The sequence below is a fragment of the Streptomyces sp. NPDC001606 genome, assembly GCF_053596835.1.
In genome coordinates this window covers 74,604-96,451 of record NZ_JBSFHC010000005.1, presented here as the reverse complement: position 1 = coordinate 96,451, position 21,848 = coordinate 74,604, and the positions used below count along the sequence as shown (strand labels likewise).

Sequence of the window (21,848 nt, the reverse complement as noted above, 5' to 3'; positions counted from 1 at the left end):
CGCTCGGCAGGGGCTGCCATGCGCATAGCCCTCTTCATCACCTGTTTCAACGACACGATGTTCCCGCACACCGGCCAGGCCGTGACCCTGCTGCTGGAACGGCTCGGCCACACCGTCGAGTTCCCGCAAGGCCAGACGTGCTGCGGTCAGATGCACCTCAACACCGGCTACCGCCCCGAGACCCTGCCCATGGTGCGCCGCTTCGCCGAGGTCTTCGCGGGCTACGACGCGGTCGTCGCCCCCTCCGGGTCCTGCACCGCCATGGTGCTCGACCACCACGGCGTGGTGGCCGCCCAGTACGGGGACGCCGCCCTCGCCGAGGCGGTCGAGCACGTGGTGCCCAGGGTGTACGAGCTGTCGGAACTCCTCGTCGACGTTCTCGGCGTCACCGACGTCGGCGCGTCGGCACGCTGCACCTGGCCGAGATCCTGGCCTCCGCGGAAGGGGACGTACGGTGAGCGGCGCCGACAACGTCGTATGGCTGGGCACCCCGGCCTTCCCCGAGGCGGCGCGCACCGCGCTCGCCGACACCCGGCTGCGGGCGAACCTGCGCCGGGCGACCGGCACCATCCGGGACAAGCGGCTGGCGGTCACCGCCGAACTGGCGGACTGGGAGGAGCTGCGGGAGACGGCCACCGCGGTCAAACGCCACACCCTGCGCCATCTCGACCACCAACTGCTGCGCCTGGAGAAGGCGGTGACCGCCGCGGGCGGAGTCGTCCACTGGGCGGCGGACGCCGCCGAGGCCAACCGCATCGTGACCGCCCTGGTGAAGCAGACCGGCGAGGACGAGGTGGTCAAGGTCAAGTCGATGACGACCCAGGAGATCGGTCTCAACGAGGCGCCGGCGGAAGCGGGCATCCGCGCCTACGAGACCGATCTCGCGGAACTCATCGCGCAGTTGGGCGGCGAACGCCCGTCCCACATCCTGGTGCCGGCCATTCGACCACGGCCCCGGCCAGGGCGCCGGGCCCTGACGCTCCTCCCGGACCAGCACATCTGCGTGGTCCGAGCCGATCAGATCGCGCCCGACGTGCCCGAGGCGCTGCACCGCCTGGACCCGTACCGTCCGTTGACGCTGGTCTCGGGCCCCTCGGCGACCAGCGACATCGAGCTGGACCGGATGGAGGGCGTGCACGGGCCGAGGGCCCTCGACATCGTCGTGGTGGAGGGCGCGTAGCCGCATACATCCGATGTCCGCGTTCCCGAAGGAGCACCCCTGCATGTTCCGTTCCAGAGTCACCGGTCTCTACGGCGCGCTGGGGGCAGTCGGCGCGGTCGTCTGCGCCGCGCTGTCCTCGGCCGGTCCGGCGTACGCCGCCACGCCGACCGTGCTGTACGCGTCGCCTTCCGGGTCCGGCAGCACCTGCTCACTGAGCGCGCCGTGCAGCCTGGACGGCGCCAAGAGCAAGGTGGCGGCCCTCGCCCCCGCCATGGCCGCCGACATCGACGTCTTTCTGCGCGGCGGCACCTACCGCCTGTCCCAGGCGTTCACTTTGGGCGCGTCCGACTCCGGGCGCAACGGCCACAAGGTGGTCTATGCCGCCTACCCGGGTGAGAAACCCGTCCTCAGCGGGGCGACGAAGGTCAGCGGCTTCTCCCTCTTCGACAGCGGCAAGAACATCTACCGCGCCGCCGTGCCGGCCGGCACGCGGAGCCGGCAGCTGTTCGTCGACGGGGTACGGGCCCAGCGCGCACGCGGTCCGCTGAACCCCTCGGGTTTCACCCTCTCCGGGTCGAGCTTCACCACCAGCGACTCCTCCTACACGTCGTTCACCAACGCCTCCTCGGTGGAGATCGTGGACAACAACGCCTGGAAGCAGATGCGCTGCCCGCTGGCGAGCATCACCACGCCCAGTGGCGGCGGGTCCAGCCTCGACGTCGACCCGGCCTGCTTCAGGAACAACAACACCTCGGTGCCCAACCGGGGCTTCCCCTTCAACGGCGCCGGACTGCCGAAGCTGACCTCCATCACCTCGGTGGAGAACGCCTACCAACTGCTCGACTCCCCCGGCGAGTTCTACCTCGACAGATCGGCGGGCTACCTGTACTACAAGCCGCGCAGCGGTGAGGACCTCGGCACCGCCGACGTGGAACTGCCCACCACCGAGACGCTGCTGAACGTGCAGGGCACGCCCGGCCACCTCGCCCCGGTCGACGACACGGACCCGGCCATCACCTACACCGGCTCCTGGAGCTCCTCCAGCGGGCGCAACCTCGGGGACCTCTCCAACGACGTGCACGCCACCACGACCAACGGCGACTCGGTGAGCTACACCTTCACCGGTACCGGGATCGACGTGCTCTCGGAGACCAACACCGACGAGGGCGGCATCGACGTCTACCTCGACGGCGCCAAGGTCCAGAGCGTGTCCGCCTCCGGCTCGTCGCGGCTCGCCCAGCAGGTCGTCGCCTCCGTCAGCGGCCTCACCAAGGGCCGGCACACCATCAAGCTGGTCAAGACCGGCGGGACAACCATGCTCCTGGACGGCTTCACCGTGGTGCCGGACGCGATCACGCCCGCGCACGACCTCACCTTCCAGGGCCTGACCTTCGCCTACACCACCTGGACCCTGCCCTCCACGGCCGGCTACATCGACAACCAGGCCGGCGTGCTCTGGGACCCCGGCAGCGACAACGCCCCCCTCCGCATCCCCGCCGCCGTCCAGGTCCACCGCGGATCCCACATCACCTTCACCGGCAACGAGATCACCCACACCGGCGGCACCGGCATCGACCTCGCCGACGGCACCCAGGACTCCACGATCACCGGGAACTCCATTCACGACACCTCCGGTGGCGGCGTCTCCGTGGGCGAGGTGGACGACTACTACCTCACCGACACCCACCGCATGACCACCGGCGACACCGTCACCCAGAACTGGATCTCCGAGGTCGGCCGGGACTACTCCGACGCGGTCGGCATCTGGGCCGGCTACACCCGCGGCCTCACCGTCTCGCACAACGACATCGGCCACACCCCCTACTCCGGCATGTCGGTCGGCTGGGGCTGGGGCTACGCCTCACCGTGCTCCATGCAGTCCGCCCAGGGCCTGCACACCTGCGCCCACGGCACCATCTACGCCGGCGCCAACCAGATCCTGGACAACCACGTGCACGACGTGATGAACGTCCTCCACGACGGCGGCCCCATCTACACCAACGGCGGCCAGGGCAACGGCGACGGCTCCACCACGTCCGTCCTCGCGGGCAACCTGGTCGAGGTCGGCAACCACACCAACAACATGCTGTACCAGGACGAGGGCAGCTCGTACTGGAACACCCACGACAACGTCTCCCGCATCGTCGGCGGCAACTGGATCGGCATGTGGACGCCGACCATCCACGACATCGACATCCACGACAACTACTCCGACACCGCCACCTACCGGAACAGCGGCACCGACATCACCTTCACCCAGGCCACGATCGTCTCTGGTGGCGCCTGGCCCTCCGCCGCCCGGGACATCGTCGCGGCCGCCGGCCCCGACGCCGCGCACAGGCCGCTGACCGGCTGGATGGACGACGACGACACCGCGATCTCCTACACCGGCAGCTGGACGGCGAACGGCAACCGCGGCGTGGGCGACCACGAGGACGCCGTACACGCCACGAAGACCGACGGCGACACCGCCTCGCTGACGTTCACCGGCACCGGTGTCTCGGTCATCGGCGAGAGGAACACCGACCAGGGACAGGCCGAGGTCTTCATCGACGGAACCTCCAGGGGCCTGGTCGACACCCATGCCACCAGCCGCCAGGCCCAGGCGGTGCTCTACAGCACCGGCGGACTGAGCCCGGGCAGCCACACCGTCCAATTCGTCAAGCGCAGCGGCACCTGGGCCTCCCTGGACGGCTTCGAGGTCACCGGCGTCCACAACGACACCGACCCCTCCCTCACCTATACCGGCGCCTCCTGGCGCTACTCCGCCAACCGCGGCTTCGGCGACCACCAGGACGACGTCCACGCCACCACGGCCAACGGCGACTCGGCCACCGTCACCTTCACCGGTACCGGGATCAGCCTCGTCACCGAGACCAACTCCGACGAGGGCTCCCTCGCGGTCTCCCTCGACGGCGCCTCCCAGGGCACCGTCAACGCAGCCTCCGCGAGCCGCCAGGCCCAGCGGACCGTGTACTCCGTCAGCGACCTGCCCCGCGGGCGCCACACCCTCACCCTGACCAAGACGGGAGGCAGCTGGCTGGTCGTCGACCGGTTCGACGTGCGGTGACGCTCAGGGCCGCGGCGAGGTCTCGCTATCCGAACAGGCGCCGCTGGATCTCCCGCCGGTAGTCCTCCAGCGTCCTGTCGAGATGTGCCGCCGTGGCCTCGGCCGCCTCGTCGGGGCGGCCGTCCCGAATGGCCCGGTAGATCACCTCGTGTTCCACGACCGCGGACTCGGTGCCTTCACCGAACGTGTCATGGATCCCGATCGCGCTGGACTGTCGCTGGAAGCGTCGCGCGTCCCGCACCGCGCTGACGAGGAAGGCGTTGTGCGAGGCCGCGGCCACGGCCCCGTGGAAGTCCTCGTCCCCCTGGTTGAACTCCTCGACCTGACCGTGGACGAAGCCGTGCCGGCACCGCTGCATGGCCACCTCGATGGTCCGCAGCTCGGCGGGGGTGGCCCGGGTGGCGGCCAGACTGCTCGCGGCCATCTCCTGCACCCTGCGGAACTCGAACAGCATGAGCACGTGATCGAGGTCGACCGGGCGGAAGAAGCCGCCCCAGCGGCTGGTGCTGAGCAGGCCCTCGTCGTCCGCGACGAACAGTCCGCGCCCCTTGTGCGCCCGGACCCGGCCGAGCGCCGAAAGGATCTTCACGGCCTCCCGCACCACGGCCCTGCTGGTGTTCAGCCGCTGGGCCAGATCGTTCTCCGTGGGCAGCCGGTCGCCCGCCACCAGACGCGACTCGGCGATGAACTCGAGAATCCGCTCCGCCACGACCTCGTAGCCGGGCCGGTACTCGGGCCGCGCGTCCGCACCGTTCACCGTCTCTGCCGCAGCGGTCGCGGGTGTGTCGTTCATCTGTCCTGCCTTCGGGATGACCTGCTGCGAGGGCGGTTGATCGATGTGGAGCCGTGCTCATCGTATCCCAACTCCATAATGAGTCGTACTCATCGAGGGAAGGTCCATACCGTAGAAGTGCAGCCAGACACTGACCCATAAGCTGATATCAGAGACTTTTCCCACGTCGATACGGGGCATCAGCCATACGTCACGAGGAAGAGCCTGCTCACACCCTTGACTGATCCCTCGATAAGGCGCCTAATTTTTTCCGCGACGGCAAGCGGCACGGCCGTCCGAGGTCCCGGACGCCCGACCGGTACGGCCCGGCGTCGCCCCCATACATGCGCCACTGGAGTCGCACATGACCGTCAACAAGCCGTCGTCCGGCCCGGAGAGAGCGTCCAGCAGGAGGCGTGCGACGTTGCTGGCCGGCTGCGCGGCCACCGTGTTGCTTACCGTCTCCGCCTGCAACGGCGGCGCCACGGCCACGACGAACAAGGACGGCTTCGCACAGGTGCGCCAGACGGACGGTGCGCTGACCGTCTGGGTGGACGCGACCCGGATGGATGCCGCGAAGCTGTACCAGCGGCAGCACCCGAACGTGAAGCTGAACATCGTCAGCTACGACGGCGACGCCAATGGCTCGAACTACCTCCAGACGAAGGTCCAGCTGTTCAACCGCACCGGCAAGGGCTGGCCGGACGTGGTCTTCAGCTCCCAGAACAACGAGGTGACCTGGGCGGTCGACGCCGGCTTCGCCGCGCCGCTCGACAAGGGCCTGATCCCCTCCGCGACCCTGGCCGGTTTCGCCAAGGGCGCCAACGACGTCTGCACCGTCGACGGCACCGTCTACTGCCTGCGCAACGATCTCTCCCAGGCGGTGCTCTGGTACAACGCGCCGCTGCTGAAGAAGTTCGGCTACACGGTGCCCACGACGTGGGAGGAGTACCAGCAGCTCGGCGAGAAGGTGGCCAAGGAGCACCCCGGCTACCTGGTGGGTGACGCCGGCGACTCCTTCACCCCGGAGATCTACCTGTGGGCGAGCAAGTGCGGTGCCAACCACATCACCGGCCCCAAGTCGGTGTCGGTGAACACCACCAGCGAGAACTGCACCAGGATGGCCAAGCTCATGGACACGCTGATCAAGGCGAAGTCCATGTCCATCAGCGGCGTCTTCAGCACCGACTTCAGCAAGAACAAGGCGAGCAAGGTCCTGCTCATGCCGGGCCCCGCCTGGTACGGCGGCGCGGTGTTCAAGGACGGCCTCAAGATCCCGGCCCAGCAGATCGCGGCAGCGCCCATGCCCCAATGGAAGGGGGACGCGTCGCCGTCCACCGGCAACGTCGGCGGCGGCACCTGGCTGCTGTCGAAGCACTCCGCCCACATCAAGGCGGCCACCGACTTCCTGAAGTGGGTCACCACCGACAACGCCTACCAGGGCGCCAAGGCCCCGGGCTTCCCCGCGTACGCGCCGGCCGCCGAGGTATGGCTGAAGGGGCAGGCCGCCTCCGGATACTTCGCCAGTGACCTGAGCGCGCTCAAGGCCGCGTCCACCCAGGTCTGGCCGGAGTGGGGATCGGGCCAGTTCAGCCAGGAGGCGATCTGGGCGGCCACCGTCAAGCCGGGCCTGACCCAGGGCAAGTCCATCGTCTCCATGCTGCCCGCCTGGCAGGACTCCATCACCAAGTACGCCAAGTCCAACGGATACAAGGTCTCCCCGTGACCCTCACCCACTCCCCGGCCGGCTCTGCTGCCCGGCGCCCTCGCGGCACCGCACGGCAGAGCCGGGCCGGTGTGGCCTTCGTCGCCGCCTATGTGATCCTGCTGATCGCCTTCGGCGTCCTGCCGACCGCCTACGCGATCTACTTCGCCTTCACCGACGCCGGGGGCACGTTCACCGGCTTCTCCAACTTCGTCACCACGGCGCAGGACTTCCGCTTCCTGGACGCCGTGAGCCATGTCGCCGTCTACCTCGTCTTCTGGCTCCTGTCCCTGGTGGTGTTCGTGGTGGGCCTGGCGCTGCTGCTGCACCGCCTGGCCTCGGCCCCCGCCGGCAAGGCGCTGCGCTTCCTCTACTACATCCCGGGAGCGCTCGCCGGCGCCGCGAGCGTGCTGGTGTGGCTGTTCATGCTCGACCCGACCGTCAGCCCGGTCAGCTCGCTGCTGGGCGCACTGGGCTTCCACACCTTCGGCGAGGTGATCGCGCCCGGCAACCTGCCCCTGCTGTTCACGATCATCGCGTTCTGGACCGGCGCGGGCGGCTGGATCGTCGTCATGTACGGCGCCCTCAACAACATCCCCAAAGACGTCATGGAAGCCGCGCGCATCGACGGCGCGGGCGCCTGGCAGACCGCCTGGCACATCCAGATCCCGATGCTCCGCAAGTGGATCGTGTACATGGTGATCCTGGCGTTCGCGGGCGGCGCCCAGCTCTTCGTCGAGCCACAGCTGCTCTCCCTCGCCAGCATGGGGGTGGCCGGCCGCGACTACTCGCTCAACCAGCTCACGTACGACTTCGCCTTCCAGATGAACAACATCAACGGCGCCGCCGCGGTCTCGGTGGAGCTCCTGGTCGTCAGCGTGTCGGCCGCCGCAGTATTCGTCGCACGGTCGGGGTTCTTCGATGCCGAATAAGTCCTTTGCCACCCCGGTCGCCGCCACCCGGCCCGCGAAGGGGGGATCACCCGTCATGAGCGGCACGCACCAGGGGGCTCCGGAGCGGCGGCGCACCCGCCCCCAGCGACGCATGGCATCCCGGCTGCTGACCGGCGCCGTACTGGCCGTCTTCGCGGTGTTCTTCGTCCTGCCGGTGCTCTGGCTGCTGCTCGCGGCGACCAAGACCGACCAGCAACTGGTCCACGACAGCCCGCTGTCCTTCGGCTCCTGGCACGCGCTGAAGGCCAACTGGCACGCGCTCACGGCGTTCCAGGACGACGCGATCCTGCTGTGGCTGCGCAACTCCGCGCTGTACGCGATGATCTCGCTGGTCATCACGCTGTGCGTCGCCGTACCCGCGGGATACGCGCTGGCGATGACCGAGTTCCGCGGCCGGCACACCCTGCTGGTCTCGACCCTCGTGGTGATGCTGATGCCGAACGCCACGCTGGTGGTGCCGCTGTTCCTGGAGATCAACGCGGTGCATCTGATCGGCACGATGTGGTCGATCATCCTGCCGTACTCGTTCTACCCCTTCGGCGTGTACCTGACGTACATCTACTTCACCACCGCCGTACCGAAGGACCTGCTGGCGGCCGCGCGGATGGACGGCTGCTCGGAGTTCGGCGTCTTCCGGCACATAGCGCTGCCGCTGGCGACGCCGGTCATCGCGCTCGTGGGCTTCTTCAGCTTCGTCGCCAACTGGACCAACTACTTCCTGCCGTACGTGATGCTCCCCGACAGCAGTCAGATGCCCGTCCAGGTGGGCGTCGGCAACCTGCTCAGCAACGTACCGTCGTTCAATCCGACCGTCGGTGACCTGGCGATCCAGCGCCCGCAGCTGGCTCTGGCGACGCTCGTGGCCATCACGCCCGTGCTGATCGTCTTCCTCTTCGCCCAGCGCTTCCTGGTCAGCGGGATGCTCGCCGGCGCCACCAAGGAGTGACACCGGCCTCGTCCGCCCGGCCGTCGTCCCCGGCGTGCGCCGTCCCCGCAGCCCGCCCCGAACGGAGATCTCCCATGCCCTTCAGCCCTGCCGACCGCACCTCGGCCGAGGACGCCCCCCGCGACCAGCCGGTCGCGCCACCCGACATCGAGGCGGGGGTGCCGCTGCTCGAACCCCCCGGCTGGGCCGTGGCCCAGCGGTCCCTGTTCGACCTCCTCGACCACGCCTGGCGGCGCTTCGCCCGCGACTTCACCGGCCCGGACGGGCGGCTGAACTACACCGGCCCGCTGACCACCCGCGACGGTGTGGACGACTTCTACGAGGTGTTCTTCAACTGGCCCCAGCTGTACCTCCTGGGCGGCGCCGACGACCTGCTGCCCGCCAGTGAGAAGCACTGGGAGGGCGTCACCCGCCAGCTGACCGAACTGGACATGCTGCGCGACGAGTACGAGCGTGGCTACGACTGGTTCCACCAGGGCGAGAGCCTGCTGCTGCTCTACTTCCTGTGCATGGCCGCCCCCGACCGCTGGCGCGAGCGCGCCCTGCGCTTCGCCGAGCTGTACGTCGACCCGGCCAAGGGCAACTACGACCCCGTCCACCGCATCATCACCCGCCCCCACAACGGCAGCGACCCCGACCGCACCGGCCTGTTCGGCGGAGACGTCTACCCCTGGCTGCCGAAGGAGGCCGAGACCTACGGCTTCCCCCTCGAGTGGATCCCCGAGGCGGCCGACGGCGGTCCCTTCCCGCTGTCGGCGGACCCGCGGCTGGGCGACCAGATGCGGGACCGGATGGGCGTCGGCGACACCGCCGTCAACCTCGCCGCGGCCGGGCTGGTCCTCAACGCCTGGATCCTGTCCGGCGAGGAGCGCTACCGCGACTGGATCGTCGAGTACGTCGGCGCGTGGCGCGAGCGCACCCGCGCCAACGGCGGCCTGATCCCGGACAACGTCGGCCCGGACGGCGTCGTCGGCAGCCTCCTGGAGGGCCGCTGGTACGGCGGCCACTACGGCTGGTCCTGGCCGCACGGCTGGCACAGCGTCGGCCACGCGGCCTGCGTGGCGGCGCTCGCGGCGGCCACGGTCACCGGCGACGACGCCTACCTCTGCATGGTCGCGACCTCCCTCGACACCCTCATCGACGAGGCCAAGGTGATGCCGCACACCGAGGCGGACTCCAGCCTGCCCTCCAAGTGGGCGGTCGAACTCGGCCCCGACGTCCACACGCCCACCCCGCACCTGCCGTTCCGGCACAACGACTCCGGCTGGTTCGACTTCAACCCGGCCACCCCGCCGGTCCCGGTGGCCCTGTGGCACCACACGGCCTCCGACGCCGACCGCGCCCGGCTGGAGCGGCTGCGCGAGGCCGACGGCATCGACTGGCGCACCGTACGGCCGTTCCGGGCCAAGGAGGAGTCCGGGCACGAGAAGGCCTGGTTCGCCTTCCTCGCCGGTGACGACCCCGGCTATCCCGAGCGCATCCTCGCCGCCGCCCAGGCCCAGGTCCGCCACCGGCTGCGGCGCATCGACCGCTACCGCGACCTGGACGTGCCCGAGGCCGACATCCACGTCTGGCAGCTGTGCAACCCCGTGGTCACCGAGGCCCTCGTCCAGCTGACCTGGGGCGGCCCGCAGGTGCTGTACAACGGCGGCATGCAGCAGGCCCGGCTGCGCTATCACGACGCCGAGGCCCGCCGTGCCGGCCTGCCGCCGGACGTGGCCGCACTGGTCACCTCCATCGACCCCGAGGCGACCACCGTCGAACTGGTGAACCTCGCGCCCGAGACGGACCGCACGGTGATCGTCCAGGCGGGCGCCTTCGCCGAGCACGCCATCACCTCCGTCCGGTACACCACCTGCGAGGACGACGGCTGGATCGGCGACATGTACGACTACGGCCACACCGAGCCCGTCGTCACCGAGAAGGAGCAGGACTGCGACGGCGCCTACCTGACGGTCCGGCTGCCCGCCTCCACCCGCATCCGGCTCACCCTGGGCCTCCGGCTGCGTGCCCACACTCCCAGCTACCGGACCCCCTTCACCCCTCAGGAGGGTGCGTGATGAGACGCATCGCCCAGACCATCAGGCTCCGGCCCGAGCACCGCGACAAGTACCTCGAACTCCACTCGGCCGTCTGGCTCGGCGTCGAGGCCGCCCTGCACCGGGCGAACATCCGCAACTACAGCATCTTCCTGCACGACGATGTGCTGTTCGCCTACCTCGAGTACCACGGCGACGACTTCGAGGCCGACATGGCCGCCCTCGAAGCCGACCCCGAGACCCAGAGGTGGTGGAAGCTCACCGACCCCTGCCAGGAGCCGTGGCCCGACCGGGGCGACTCCCGCCAGTGGACGGAACTCACCGAGATCTGGCACCTGAGCCCGCTCCCCGGAACCGCGTCATGACCGCCGCCCCCGTCCCGGGCATCGTCGACGCCCACCACCACCTGTGGGACCTCGACCAGCGTCCGCAGCCCTGGCTCGACGACCCCGCCCTGACCACGATCCGCCGCACCTTCACCCCCGACGACCTGCGGACCACCGCCACCCGGACCATCGCGGGCCGCCGTCTGCACCGCACGGTGGCCGTGCAGTGCATCCCGGACCTGCCCGAGACCGAGGACCTGCTCGCCCTCGCGGAACAGGAGCCGCTGATCGAGGCCGTCGTCGGCTGGGCCGACCTGACGTCCCCGGCGATCGGCGACGATCTCGACGGGCTCCTCGCCGGGCCGGGCGGGACATATCTGCGGTCCCTGCGCCATCTCGTCCAGGGCGAGACGGACCCGGGGTGGCTGCAACGCCCCGAGGTCGAACGGGGGTTGGCGGCCCTCCGGGACCGCGGGCTCGGCTACGACGTGCTCGTCCGCAGCCACCAGCTCGACCAGGCGATCCGGCTGGCCGAACGCTTCCCCGACCTGCCCCAGGTCCTCGACCACGCGGGCAAGCCGGACATCGCCGACGGCGACCTGGCCGACTGGGAACGGCAGGTGCGTCAGCTGGCCGCACACCCGCACGTGGTCTGCAAGGTGTCGGGACTGATCACCGAGGCCGACCACGACACGTGGACCACCGCCGACATCCGCCCGGTGTGGGACGTACTGCTGTCGTCGTTCGGCCCCGACCGCCTGATGTTCGGGTCCGACTGGCCCGTCGCGAACCTCGCGGGCGGCTGGAACCGCTGGGCCGCCACCGTGGACGAGCTGCTCGACGGCTGTTCCGCCACCGAGATCCACGCAGTCCTCGCCGGCACCGCGACCGCCTTCTACCGCCTCCCCGTCTCCGGCTGACCTCCGTCGGCGCTCGTGCTGAAGGACCGTGTCACCGCACTGACCCCACCCTCGGAGCCGCCGTATGAACGCATGCCCGACCGCCCGCCCCCAGGACAGGAGGGGCAGGCGATGAAGCCCGGCACCTCCCCCACCCGCACGGTGTCAGCAGCGCTCGCGACGGGCCTCTCCGCGGTGCTGCTGACCTCTCTCACGACGCCGACCCCGGCCGCGGCAGCGACCCAGGCGACCTACTACGTCGCCCCCGACGGCAGCGACACCAACCCCGGCACGATCACCGCGCCGTTCAAGACCCTCCAGCACGCACGGGACGTCGTCCGCACGGTCAACGACAACATGACCGGAGACATCACCGTCTATCTCCGCGGCGGCACCTACCCGGTGAGCAGCACCATCGACTTCACGTCGGCCGACTCCGGGACGAACGGCCACCATGTCGTGTACGCCGCCTACCAGAACGAGAAGCCGGTCCTGGACGGCGGTGTTCAGGTGACCGGCTGGACCCAGCACAGCGGGAACATCTGGAAGGCCACGCTCAACCGCGACGACAAGCTCCGCGCGCTGTACGTCAACGGCAAGCGCGCCCAGATGGCCTCCAAGACGATCAACTCGGCCGGCTGCTACGGGACCTACAGCGTCACGGCCGGTCAGGCTCCCTGGGCCTGGGAGTCGGGTACACAGTGCGACGGAGCCAAGTACAGCCTCTCCGACCTGCCCGCCGTCGCCGCCAACCAGGACGACGTCGAGATCAAGTCGGCGACGACCTGGACCACGGCCATCGTGGGGGTCCGGCAGATCACCACGAGCTCGGACGGTGCCAACCGCGTGGCCCTGTTCCAGCAGCCAGGGGCGGCCATCGCCCAGGCGCCGCCGTACGGCCCCTTCAAGGCGGACGGCACCCACACCTTCATGAACGCGTACGAATTCCTGGACCAACCAGGGGAGTTCTACTTCGACAGGGCGAAGCACACGCTCTACTACTACAAGTCCGGCTCCGAGGACATGACCACGGCGGATGTCTTCGCGCCGAACAACGTGTCCACCCTGCTCAAGATCGCCGGGAAGTCCACGAGCGACCACGCGCGGAACATCACGTTCTCCGGGCTCACGGTCGAGCACTCCGACTGGAACCTGGTCAACGTCGCGGGCTCTGTCTTCCGGCAGGGAACGCAGGGCAACGCCAGCTCGAACGTGTACGCCAGGCAGAACTTCCACGCGTACACCTACCGCAACGTCGACCTGCCGCCCGCGGCCGTCCAGATCGAGAGCGCCGACGGGATCGTCCTGTCGCGCAACACCGTGCAGCACACCGGCGCCGACGGCATCACCCTGGCCAACGACGTGACGGACACTCAGCTGACCGGCAACGTCACCAACGACATCGCCGGATCCGCCGTCACCGTGGGGCACCCCCAGCACGTGTACATCGGTGACTACACCTCGACCAACCACGAGAAGTACCCGGTGAACGTCGAGGGCGTCTGCAAGAACATATCGGTCACGGACAACTACCTCTACGACAGCGCCGTGTTGTTCCAGGGGTCGAGCCCCGTGTCGGCGTACTTCGTGGACTCCCTGTCCGTGCAGCACGACCGGATCGAGAAGTCCCCGTGGGCGGGCATCACCCTCGGCTGGGGATGGTGGAACTTCGACGGTTCGGCGAACTCCGTCAATCCCGGTAACCCGACCACCACGGCAAGGAACAACACCGTCAAGTACAACGAGATCGTCGACACCATGCAGGTGCTCGGCGACTCCGCACCCATCTACACGCTGGGCAGCCAGCCGAACACCGAGATCAGCAACAACTACATCCAGGGTGTGCCGGCCGGCCACACGTACGGAATGCACCCGGACGAGGGTTCCGCCTACCTCAACGAGCACGACAACGTCCTCGACGTGGACCCGAATGTCGCGTACACCATCAACTCCGGCACCTGGGGCCGGCAGCACGACCTCACCATCACCAACACCTACGGCACCCTCAACAAGATCTTCAGCAAGAGCGTCCCGAACAGCACGATCCAGGACGTGCACGCGTACCCGGACAAGGTGTGGCCGTCGCAGGCGTACGGCATCGCCGTGAACGCGGGCCTCGAGGACGCCTACAAGGACCTCGTCCCGCGGAGCAACCTGGCGCTCCAGGACTACGCCCTGCCCGCCAGCACGTTCACCGGCAAGGGCATGTCGTCCATCCCCGTCCGCCCCCTCGGTGACGCGACCAGGTCGCTCTGGCTGGCTCCCGCCGGTACGACGACGTTCGCCGTCGGCCCGACCATGACGAAGGCGGCCGGAACCGCGACGGCCATCGCCGTCCCGCCGAAGCCCGGTGACTACCGCCTCTACGTCGTGGACGCCCGGGGGAACGCGTCCGCCGCGTCGAAGTCGCTGGTCCGCCAGCGATGGACCTACGTCGACGACAAGGACTCCGGTCTCGGCTACTCCTCCAGCTGGTCGAGCTGGAGCGACTCGCAGGACTTCAAGGGGTCCGAGAGCTACACCAACAGGGCGGGCGACTACGTCCAGTACGCGTTCACCGGCTCGGGCGTCCGGTACCTCGGCATGAAGCAGCCGAACATGGGCAAGGTCGACGTCTACATCGACGGCACCCTGGCGCAGTCGGGCATCGACGCCTATGCCTCGACGGTGACGAAGCAGGTGCCACTGTTCGAGAAGACGGATCTCGCCGCGGGCGCCCACACGATCAAGGTCGTGTGCACCGGAACGAAGAACACGGCCTCTTCCAACACCGTCTGCGCCCTGGACGCGTTCGCCTCCATCCCCTTCCCCACCACGAGCGTGCTCTACAAGGTCCTCAACAAGAACAGCGGCAAGGTGATCGACATCTCGGGCGCGTCGACCGCCGCAGCGGCGAACGCCATCCAGTGGAACGACACCGCAGGGCAGAACCAGCGCTGGCTGTGGGTGCCGGTCGGTGGTGGCGCTTACGAGATCGTCAACGAGAACAGCGGTCAGCTGCTGGACGTCACCGGCGGTTCCACCACGGACGACGCGATACCGTCGTCCAGCAGCCCGACGACAACGCCGCAAGCCAGCACTGGACCCTGGTGGCCGCCGGAAACGGCTACTACAAGATCAAGAACGTGAACAGCGGCAAGCTGCTCGCGGTGTCCGGCTCCTCGACATCGGCAGGCGCCCAGCTCGTGCAGACGACGGACACGAACGCCGACAGCCAGCTGTGGCAGGCCGTGAGCGCGGACTGACTCCCGGAAAGGAGGGACATCGTGGACATCACCAGAAGACAGTTCGGCCGGCTCGCCGCAGTCGGCGCCGGGGCCGTGCTGCTGCCGGGGCTGCTGCCCCCCCAGCAGGGCCGCGGCGGCCACACCTCCCGCCGGCACATGGGGGGACCAGGGCGACGGCACCTATGTCAATCCCGTCCTCCCGGGCGACTTCAGCGACTGGGACTGCATCCGGGTCGGCGCCGACTACTACGGCATCACCAGCACGTTCGGGTACTCGCCCGGCGTGGCCGTCCTGCACTCGAAGGACCTGGTCAACTGGCGGACGCTGGGCGGCGCGGTCGACGATCTGACCCGTATCGGACCGGCGCTGAACTGGGACCAGATGAACCGCTACGGCCGTGGTGTGTGGGCCGGGGCCATCCGCTACCACGCGGGACGGTTCTGGGTGTACTTCAACACCCCCGACGAAGGCTTCTTCATGACGTCGGCCCCCTCGCCGGAAGGGCCGTGGGACCCGCTGACCTCGGTGTGGCGGACCTCCGGCTGGGACGACCCGTGCCCGTTCTGGGACGACGACGGCCAGGGCTACCTGGTCAGCTCGCACTACGCGGACGGCTACAAGATCAACCTGTTCAAGCTGTCCGAGGACGGGAAGTCGCTGGTCGGCTCGCCCACCGTCATCCACCAGTCGCCGGGCAGCGAGGCCAACAAGCTGTACAAGATCAACGGCCTCTACTACCACCTGTACAGCGAGGTGAAGTCCGAGGGCCGGGTGCTGATGATGAACCGCGGCTCCAGCCTCTACGGCCCCTTCGAGACCCGGCAGCTGGAGCACGTCAACGCCTCGGTGGACCGCGAGCCCAACCAGGGCGGGCTGGTGCAGGCCCCGGACGGCACCTGGTACTTCGTGACCCACCACGGCCACGGTGCGTGGGAGGGGCGGCCGCTGTCCCTGCTGCCGGTGACCTGGGTGGACGGCTGGCCGATCCTGGGCCAGGTGGGTGCGGACGGCATCGGCACCATGGTGTGGACGGGCAAGGTGCCCGCCGGCGGCACGCCCGGTCTGCCGGTCGACGCGCTGCCGCCCGTGGTGACCAGCGACCTGTTCACCGAGACCCGCCTCAAGCCGCAGTGGGAGTGGTACTACCAACCGCGCGCGGACCACTGGTCGCTCACCGAGCGCCCGGGCTACCTGCGGCTGAAGGCGTTCGCACCGCTGGTGGCCGACAACCTGACCAAGGTCGGCAACACCCTCACCCAGCGGGTGCTGCGCACGGCGGGCGGCGCGACGGTGACGGTCCGCCTCGAACTGGCCGGGCTCGCCGACGGCCAGCACGCCGGACTGTGCCACTACGCGGGCGCCTACGCCGGGCTGGGCGTGCGGCGCTCGGGGACCAACACCACGCTCGCGCACAACGCCGGCGGCACCCTGACCTACGGTCCGGTGGTCACAGACAACGCCGTGTGGCTGCGTACCACCTGGGACGTCAACGGGGTCAGCCAGTTCTCCTACAGCCTCGACGGCAGCTCGTTCACCTCGTTCGGCGGCACCTACCAGCTCTCCTGGGGCGGGTACCGCGGTGACCGCGTCGGCCTCTACACCTACAACCCGAACAACACCGGCCACGTCGACGTGGACTCGGTGCAGTACACGCTCGCGCCCACCAGGTCCTACACATGCGTCAGCGTGCGCAGCGGCAAGGTCGCCGATGTCTCCGGCGCCGCCACGGCGGACGGCGCCGCCGTGATCCAGTGGCCCGACAACGGCAGACCGAACCAGCAGTGGGCCTTCCAGTCCACCGAGGACGGCTACCACACCATCAGGTGCGTCAACAGCGGCAAGTTCCTCGACGTGGCGGGGTCCTCGACGGCGGACGGCGCACGGGTCGTGCAGGCGACCGCCGACGGCCGAACGAGCCAGCAGTGGCAGCTGCGCCCGCAGACCGGCGGCGAGTTCGTCCTGGTCAACCGCAACAGCGGCAAGGTGCTCGACGTCGGTGGAGGCAGTACGGCCGACGGCGCCGCGCTCATCCAGTACCGCGACACCGGCGGCTCCAACCAACGGTGGACCTTCCACCGCGCCACCGGCTAGCCTCGCGCAGCCACCCGGCCGGGCCGGGTGGCTGCGCGTGCCGGAGGCTCGTCAGCTCCAGGGAGATGCGGCGAGCCAGCTGGTGTCCTGGGCCCACGACGACGACGTGTCCCAGGCGTTGGTACCGCCGTTGCTCGCGATGTAGCCGGTGAAGCGGTAGTGGCGGATGTACTTGGCCGGATAGTTGAAGGACTGGAGGGAGTAACCCGTGCCGCTGTTCCCCGGCTTGGGGCAGAACGTGGCGTCGGCGGCGAACTGGCTGGTGCCGGCGTCGGGCTGGAGGTGGAGCTGGAACGCGTAGTGCCTGAGGTAACGGCCGGGTGCGTCGGCCGACTCGAAGGAGACGCAGGTGCGGTCGGCCAGGCCGGCGCGGACGATCCAGGTGGCGTTGCCCTTGTCGGTGACGGAACTGCTGGAGGTCACCGGCGCGATCACGACGTTGTCGTCGCTGGTGTCGTGCTTGAGGTAGTCGCCGGTGCAGCAGGAGGTGGTGGCCTTCAGCGACACCTTCGCGCCCGGGGTGAAGGGGGTGGTGGTGTCGGTGCTGTAGCCGGCCGCGGCGATGTCGGCCTGGACCGCGGCGTCGGTGGCGTCGGAGGGGTAGCCCTTGACCATGGCGCCCTCGTAGAAGGTGCCCGCGCTCGCGTTGCGGTTGGTCTGGCAGCAGTCGCCGCCGCTGCCGAGGATGATGGCGCCCTGCTTGTGCATCGGGTTGTAGCCGGTGGGCAGTGCGCCGCTGTAGAGCTGGGTCAGGCTTCCGGACTGGGCGTCGGCGGCGGTGAGTGCCATCCGGGTGGTGCCGTCGTTCTTGAGCATCGCGGTGACGAAGCGGCTGGTCCGGGAGACCTGCTGGGGGTTCCACGTCTTGCTGCCGCCGGAGAACAGGCCGTTCTCCAGGTCCGCCTGCACCCACGGCCCGGTCCCGCTACAGCCGCCGAACCAGCATTCCGTGCCGAAGTTGATCGCGTCCATGGCGCCGTTGCCGTCGGCCTTGTGGTCGGTCTCGGTGTTGCCGTAGTCGAAGCAGCAGCCGTTGTTGACGTGCGTGCCGCTGGTGACCATGTACGCGCCCTCGGGTGAGCTGCCGGTCGGCACGCCCCCGGTGGAGTTGTACGCGAAGTAGCTGTTGCCGGGGTTGATGTACAGCGCGTAAGTCTTGCGGCCGCCCACGCTGAGCGCTTCGGTGGTCGCGGTGGCCGCCGTGTCGGCGCCGCCGGTCCCGCCGGGTCCCTGGTAGACCAGGGTGTTGCCGCCGCCGGTCTGGTCGTACACACGGGTGATGGTGCAGGTGGTGCCCGCGCAGAACGAGTCCTGGGCCGCCGCGTCGGCGACACCTCCGGCGGACAGCACCCCGATGTTCTGCACCGTGTTGTCCGACGCCCGCTGCACCTGGTAGAGCGGGCCGTCGTAGGAGGCGAACAGCGCGCGGGTGGTGCTGTGCGCCGCCACGCACGGCGTGCCGCCCGCCGCGTAGATGTCGCAGGGTCCCTGCGTGGCGGCCTGCGCGGCGCCGCTGAAGGCGCCAAGGCCGGCGAAGGCGAGCGCCACCGCGGCCAGGCAGACAACCACCCCCTGGCGCAGTCGTCGGAGCCTGATCAGCACAGGCACAGTGAACTCCCTTGTTCGTCGATGCGGGGACGGCAACCCGGTCACTGGATCGTCCAGGTCCGGTCTGTCGCTATGTGTCAACGCACGGGTGCACCGTCACAGCCCCACTGGCTGCCATTCCTGGTTGGCGCCGCCGTTGGCGGGCCACTGGATGACCTTGGCGCCGTCGGCGGTGGAGCCGCTCTGTACGTCTGCGCACAGGCCGCTGCTGACGTTGACGAGGCGGTAGTAGCCGCTGGTAGGCGCCGGCACGAGCTTCCACCACTGGATGGTGCCGTTGGTGTCCGACGACTGGTCCAGGGCTGTGCCGGCGCTGGTGGAGCCGCCCGGGACGTCGAGCACCTTGCCGCTGTGGACGTTGGAGAGGCGGAACGAGCCGTCGTGGTCGGGGAGCAGTTTCCACTGCTGGTTCGCGCCGCCGGACCATGTGTACTGGATGACGGGCCCGCCGTCGGAGGTGGAGGCGCCGGAGACGTCCAGGGCCTTGCCGCTTTTGCGGTTGACCAGCTTGAAGGGGCCGGTCAGCAGGCCGATCGTGAGCGTGGTGCTCGTGCCGGCGGTCAGCGACACGGTGCGGGCGTGGTTGCCCAGCGACGACGTGGTGACGCTCGCGCCGGTGCGGATGGATGTGATGCCGCGCCGGCAGATGAAGGTGATGTCCTGGTCGATGGCGGAGGTGAGCGTGACGGTGGCCGTGCGGGCCGCCGTGTCCCAGGACAGCGACTGGATGGAGATCCGGTTGCGGCCGCGGACGCCGTTGATGGTGCCTTTCGGGAGCTGGTCGGGGAGGGCGGGGAGGATCTCGAGGACACCGGGGCGGGTGTAGACGAGTGCTTCGCCGAGGACGGCGGGGATGGTGTTGGCGGCGTCGCAGTTGTAGGTGGTCAGGTCCGGGTTGTGGGAGGTCATCAGGGACCGCCACACCATGTTCTTGCCGTAGATCTTCAGCAGGTTGGCGTAGACGCCGGGGCCGTCCTTCAGGCGGGCGCGGGCCAGCGCCCGGTGAAGGCTGCCGTGGGCGGAGTAGTTCTGGTCGCCTCGCTTGTCCAGGGCGGTGCGGGCGTATGTGACCAGGTCGGGCCTGTCCTCGGGGTTGATCTCGTGCAGCGGCCAGGCGCCGTACAGGTGCTGGGCGTGCCGGTGGTCGTAGCGGTCGGTCAGGCCCGGCCAGGACCACTCGGCGAGCGCCCCGTCGCTGTTGACGGTGTAGTCGGGCAGCTTGGCGAGCAGGGCGGTCCAGCGTTGCACGCCCTGGCCGCTGCCCTGCTCCAGGCCGAGGGTGTCGGCCGCGTCGATCGCGGCCTGGAGGGCGTGCCGGCCGGCCATGATGTCGCCGGTGGCGTTGATGGAGAACGCCTGACCGGTGCTGGTCGGGGTGTTCTCCATGGAGTAGGAGGGGACGAAGACCGCCTTGCCGCGGGAGTCGGTGCGGGTGAGGAAGTCCTCGTAGAACAGGGCCAGTTCCATCAGGGCCGGGCCGAGCCTGTTCTTCAGGAAGGCGCTGTCGCCGGTGACCTGGTAGTACTCCAGAAGCGGGTGGAGCAGCCAGTCGGCGCCGCCGGTCCAGGCCTCGCCGGGGAAGCTGCCGCTGTTGAAGTGCAGCATGTGCCCGTACTCGCCGTCGGTCCGGGACGGGGCGAGGAAGCCGCGGGCGCCGTAGAGGTTGGTGGCGTTGTCGCGCCAGTGGGCGAGCTGGCCGAGGATGAGGTCGAAGTAGCCCTGCATGGCGTCGGTGAGGTCGAGGATGTTGCCGCCGGCGACCTGGAGGTTGATGTTGGCGTCGGTGGTGAAGTCGTCGGCCCAGGAGCCGTTCCAGGTGCCGGTCCAGATGCCGGTCAGGCGTGGTGGCAGGACTCCGCTGGAGCTGATGAAGAGATAGCGGCCGGAGTCGTACATCCGCTCCAGCAGTGCGACGTCGATGGCGGACGCGTTGCTGTTCTGGCGGGCTATGAGCTCGCTGGTGGCCAGTCGGCGGTCGGCGGCGGGGACGTCGAGGTCGATGCCGGAGCGGTCGTACATGGCCTGGTGTCTGGGGGCGTGGCGGCCCAGGAGGGTGGCGTAGTCGGCCGTCAGCGCGGCGAGGGCGGTCTGCAAGGGCCGGCTGTTCCAGCCGGTGGAGGTCTCGTATCGGGCGAGCTTGGTCAGCAGCAGCACCTTGGTGGCCCTGGCGACCACCAGGGTCTGCCCGTCGGCGGTGACGGAGGAGCCGCTGCCGGAGACGACGACGCGGGTGACGCCCTCGTAGCCGTAGGCACCTCCGGAGGGGTAGGTGCCGCGCAGGTTCAGGTAGCCGTCGCCGCTGGTGACGGTGGCGGTGGTGGAGAAGGACACGCCGGTCGGCACGCCCGTGAGAGCGGTGTCGACGCTGATGGTGGTGTCCACGGTGCGGCCGGTGGCGGGCAGCAGCTCGTGGACGACGACCTGGTCGGCGCGGGAGACGAAGAGGTGGCGCTTCCAGGTGCCGTACGGGTCGGTCCAGGTGTGGGTGACCTCTCCGGTGCGGAAGTCGGTGATGCGGGCGAAGTCGTTGACGGTGGTCATGCCCGGGGTGCTGAGCTGGAGTTCGTAGCCGGGGTGGAAGGTCTGGGTCCAGCGCAGGCTCCATCCGTGGGCGAAGGCGGCGGAGGCACCGGAGTAGTCGCCGGCCAGCGCCTGGTCCCGGGCGGTCTCGAGGTACGGCGCGATCACCGGGGGCATGACGTTCCGGCTGCCGTTGGGCAGCACGAACCGGTGATGATTGAAGATCACTTTTTCGAGCGTCGGCGCCCCGTAGTAGACGGCCCCGTACTCGCCGTTTCCGCTCAGGAACCCGTCGGTCCAGGCCGAGGCGGTGGCGTTGTCCCAGATGCCGCGGTCGGGCAGGGTGACCTGGGGCGGTACGGCCGCCGCAGCCCGGTCGGCCAGGACGAGGCCGGGCAGGGCCGTGGCGCCGGCGGCGAGGGCGGCCGCGGTGAGGAAACGCCGACGGTTGAGGGGAAGGCCGTGCAGTGACATGGGGCGACTCCGTTGTCGGACGGTGAGGACCACTGGGACCAGGGGTGCCACCGGT

At 69.3% G+C, this 21,848-nt stretch carries 14 protein-coding genes and 2 pseudogenes; 13 read left to right on the top strand and 3 right to left on the bottom strand.

What is annotated here, in order from left to right; all coding sequences use genetic code 11:
• Positions 1 to 18: 18 nt before the first annotated feature.
• The 4 genes and pseudogenes from ACWCV9_RS11970 to ACWCV9_RS11955 form a co-directional block, all read left to right on the top strand.
• Positions 19 to 402: pseudogene (locus tag ACWCV9_RS11970) on the top strand (heterodisulfide reductase-related iron-sulfur binding cluster); the annotation flags it as partial.
• A gap of 52 nt (positions 403 to 454) precedes the next feature.
• Positions 455 to 943, top strand: a pseudogene (locus ACWCV9_RS11965) (LUD domain-containing protein); the annotation flags it as partial.
• Positions 932 to 1,180, top strand: coding sequence for an LUD domain-containing protein (locus ACWCV9_RS11960; RefSeq protein WP_450786248.1), 249 nt, complete (start codon positions 932 to 934; stop codon positions 1,178 to 1,180). The pseudogene ACWCV9_RS11965 and the gene ACWCV9_RS11960, both read left to right, overlap by 12 nt.
• A gap of 43 nt (positions 1,181 to 1,223) precedes the next feature.
• A complete protein-coding gene (locus ACWCV9_RS11955; RefSeq protein ID WP_450785871.1) occupies positions 1,224 to 4,232 on the top strand; it encodes a hypothetical protein in 3,009 nt (1,002 codons plus the stop codon).
• Positions 4,233 to 4,257: 25 nt separating this feature from the next.
• Here ACWCV9_RS11955 and ACWCV9_RS11950 read toward each other — a convergent pair whose 3' ends face one another.
• Positions 4,258 to 5,025: a FadR/GntR family transcriptional regulator gene (locus ACWCV9_RS11950; protein ID WP_450785870.1), complete on the bottom strand. Its 768-nt coding sequence runs from the start codon at positions 5,023 to 5,025 to the stop codon at positions 4,258 to 4,260.
• Between the two features lie 343 nt (positions 5,026 to 5,368).
• Between ACWCV9_RS11950 and ACWCV9_RS11945 the strand changes: the two genes are divergently transcribed.
• From ACWCV9_RS11945 to ACWCV9_RS11905, 9 genes are all read left to right on the top strand, one after another.
• Entirely contained in the window at positions 5,369 to 6,730 is a 1,362-nt protein-coding gene (locus tag ACWCV9_RS11945; protein WP_450785869.1) for an ABC transporter substrate-binding protein, read from the top strand.
• Positions 6,727 to 7,641, top strand: coding sequence for a carbohydrate ABC transporter permease (locus ACWCV9_RS11940; protein WP_450785868.1), 915 nt, complete (start codon positions 6,727 to 6,729; stop codon positions 7,639 to 7,641). Before ACWCV9_RS11945 ends, ACWCV9_RS11940 begins: the two co-directional genes overlap by 4 nt.
• Positions 7,642 to 7,753: 112 nt before the next feature.
• On the top strand, positions 7,754 to 8,608 hold the full coding sequence (locus tag ACWCV9_RS11935; protein ID WP_450786247.1) for a carbohydrate ABC transporter permease: 855 nt from the start codon (positions 7,754 to 7,756) through the stop codon (positions 8,606 to 8,608).
• Positions 8,609 to 8,682: 74 nt separating this feature from the next.
• Positions 8,683 to 10,668 (top strand): hypothetical protein, encoded by a 1,986-nt coding sequence (locus ACWCV9_RS11930; protein ID WP_450785866.1) that lies wholly within the window; start codon positions 8,683 to 8,685, stop codon positions 10,666 to 10,668.
• Entirely contained in the window at positions 10,668 to 11,012 is a 345-nt protein-coding gene (locus tag ACWCV9_RS11925) for an L-rhamnose mutarotase (RefSeq protein ID WP_450785864.1), read from the top strand. The genes ACWCV9_RS11930 and ACWCV9_RS11925 overlap by 1 nt, the downstream gene beginning before the upstream one ends.
• Positions 11,009 to 11,893 (top strand): amidohydrolase family protein, encoded by an 885-nt coding sequence (locus tag ACWCV9_RS11920; protein ID WP_450785862.1) that lies wholly within the window; start codon positions 11,009 to 11,011, stop codon positions 11,891 to 11,893. Before ACWCV9_RS11925 ends, ACWCV9_RS11920 begins: the two co-directional genes overlap by 4 nt.
• Before the next feature lie 111 nt (positions 11,894 to 12,004).
• A complete protein-coding gene (locus ACWCV9_RS11915) occupies positions 12,005 to 15,001 on the top strand; it encodes an RICIN domain-containing protein (RefSeq protein WP_450785860.1) in 2,997 nt (998 codons plus the stop codon).
• Positions 14,962 to 15,117: an RICIN domain-containing protein gene (locus ACWCV9_RS11910; RefSeq protein ID WP_450785859.1), complete on the top strand. Its 156-nt coding sequence runs from the start codon at positions 14,962 to 14,964 to the stop codon at positions 15,115 to 15,117. The genes ACWCV9_RS11915 and ACWCV9_RS11910 overlap by 40 nt, the downstream gene beginning before the upstream one ends.
• Before the next feature lie 208 nt (positions 15,118 to 15,325).
• Positions 15,326 to 17,191, top strand: a complete 1,866-nt coding sequence (locus tag ACWCV9_RS11905; protein WP_450786246.1) for a family 43 glycosylhydrolase — start codon at positions 15,326 to 15,328, stop codon at positions 17,189 to 17,191.
• Positions 17,192 to 17,242: 51 nt separating this feature from the next.
• On the opposite strand, the gene ACWCV9_RS11900 is transcribed toward ACWCV9_RS11905, so the two are convergent.
• Both ACWCV9_RS11900 and ACWCV9_RS11895 read right to left on the bottom strand, forming a co-directional pair.
• Positions 17,243 to 18,799 (bottom strand): alpha-L-arabinofuranosidase B, encoded by a 1,557-nt coding sequence (locus ACWCV9_RS11900; RefSeq protein WP_450785857.1) that lies wholly within the window; start codon positions 18,797 to 18,799, stop codon positions 17,243 to 17,245.
• 96 nt (positions 18,800 to 18,895) lie between these two features.
• A complete protein-coding gene (locus ACWCV9_RS11895; RefSeq protein WP_450785855.1) occupies positions 18,896 to 21,793 on the bottom strand; it encodes a glycosyl hydrolase family 95 catalytic domain-containing protein in 2,898 nt (965 codons plus the stop codon).
• Positions 21,794 to 21,848: the final 55 nt, after the last annotated feature.

Bases quoted from the DNA above. Each gene is read 5' to 3' on its own strand.
- ACWCV9_RS11955 (WP_450785871.1), top strand. From the start codon at position 1,224: ATGTTCCGTTCCAGAGTCACCGGTCTCTACGGCGCGCTGGGGGCAGTC.
- ACWCV9_RS11950 (WP_450785870.1), bottom strand. From the start codon at position 5,025: ATGAACGACACACCCGCGACCGCTGCGGCAGAGACGGTGAACGGTGCG.
- ACWCV9_RS11945 (WP_450785869.1), top strand. From the start codon at position 5,369: ATGACCGTCAACAAGCCGTCGTCCGGCCCGGAGAGAGCGTCCAGCAGG.
- ACWCV9_RS11935 (WP_450786247.1), top strand. From the start codon at position 7,754: ATGGCATCCCGGCTGCTGACCGGCGCCGTACTGGCCGTCTTCGCGGTG.
- ACWCV9_RS11930 (WP_450785866.1), top strand. From the start codon at position 8,683: ATGCCCTTCAGCCCTGCCGACCGCACCTCGGCCGAGGACGCCCCCCGC.
- ACWCV9_RS11925 (WP_450785864.1), top strand. From the start codon at position 10,668: ATGAGACGCATCGCCCAGACCATCAGGCTCCGGCCCGAGCACCGCGAC.
- ACWCV9_RS11920 (WP_450785862.1), top strand. From the start codon at position 11,009: ATGACCGCCGCCCCCGTCCCGGGCATCGTCGACGCCCACCACCACCTG.
- ACWCV9_RS11915 (WP_450785860.1), top strand. From the start codon at position 12,005: ATGAAGCCCGGCACCTCCCCCACCCGCACGGTGTCAGCAGCGCTCGCG.
- ACWCV9_RS11895 (WP_450785855.1), bottom strand. From the start codon at position 21,793: ATGTCACTGCACGGCCTTCCCCTCAACCGTCGGCGTTTCCTCACCGCG.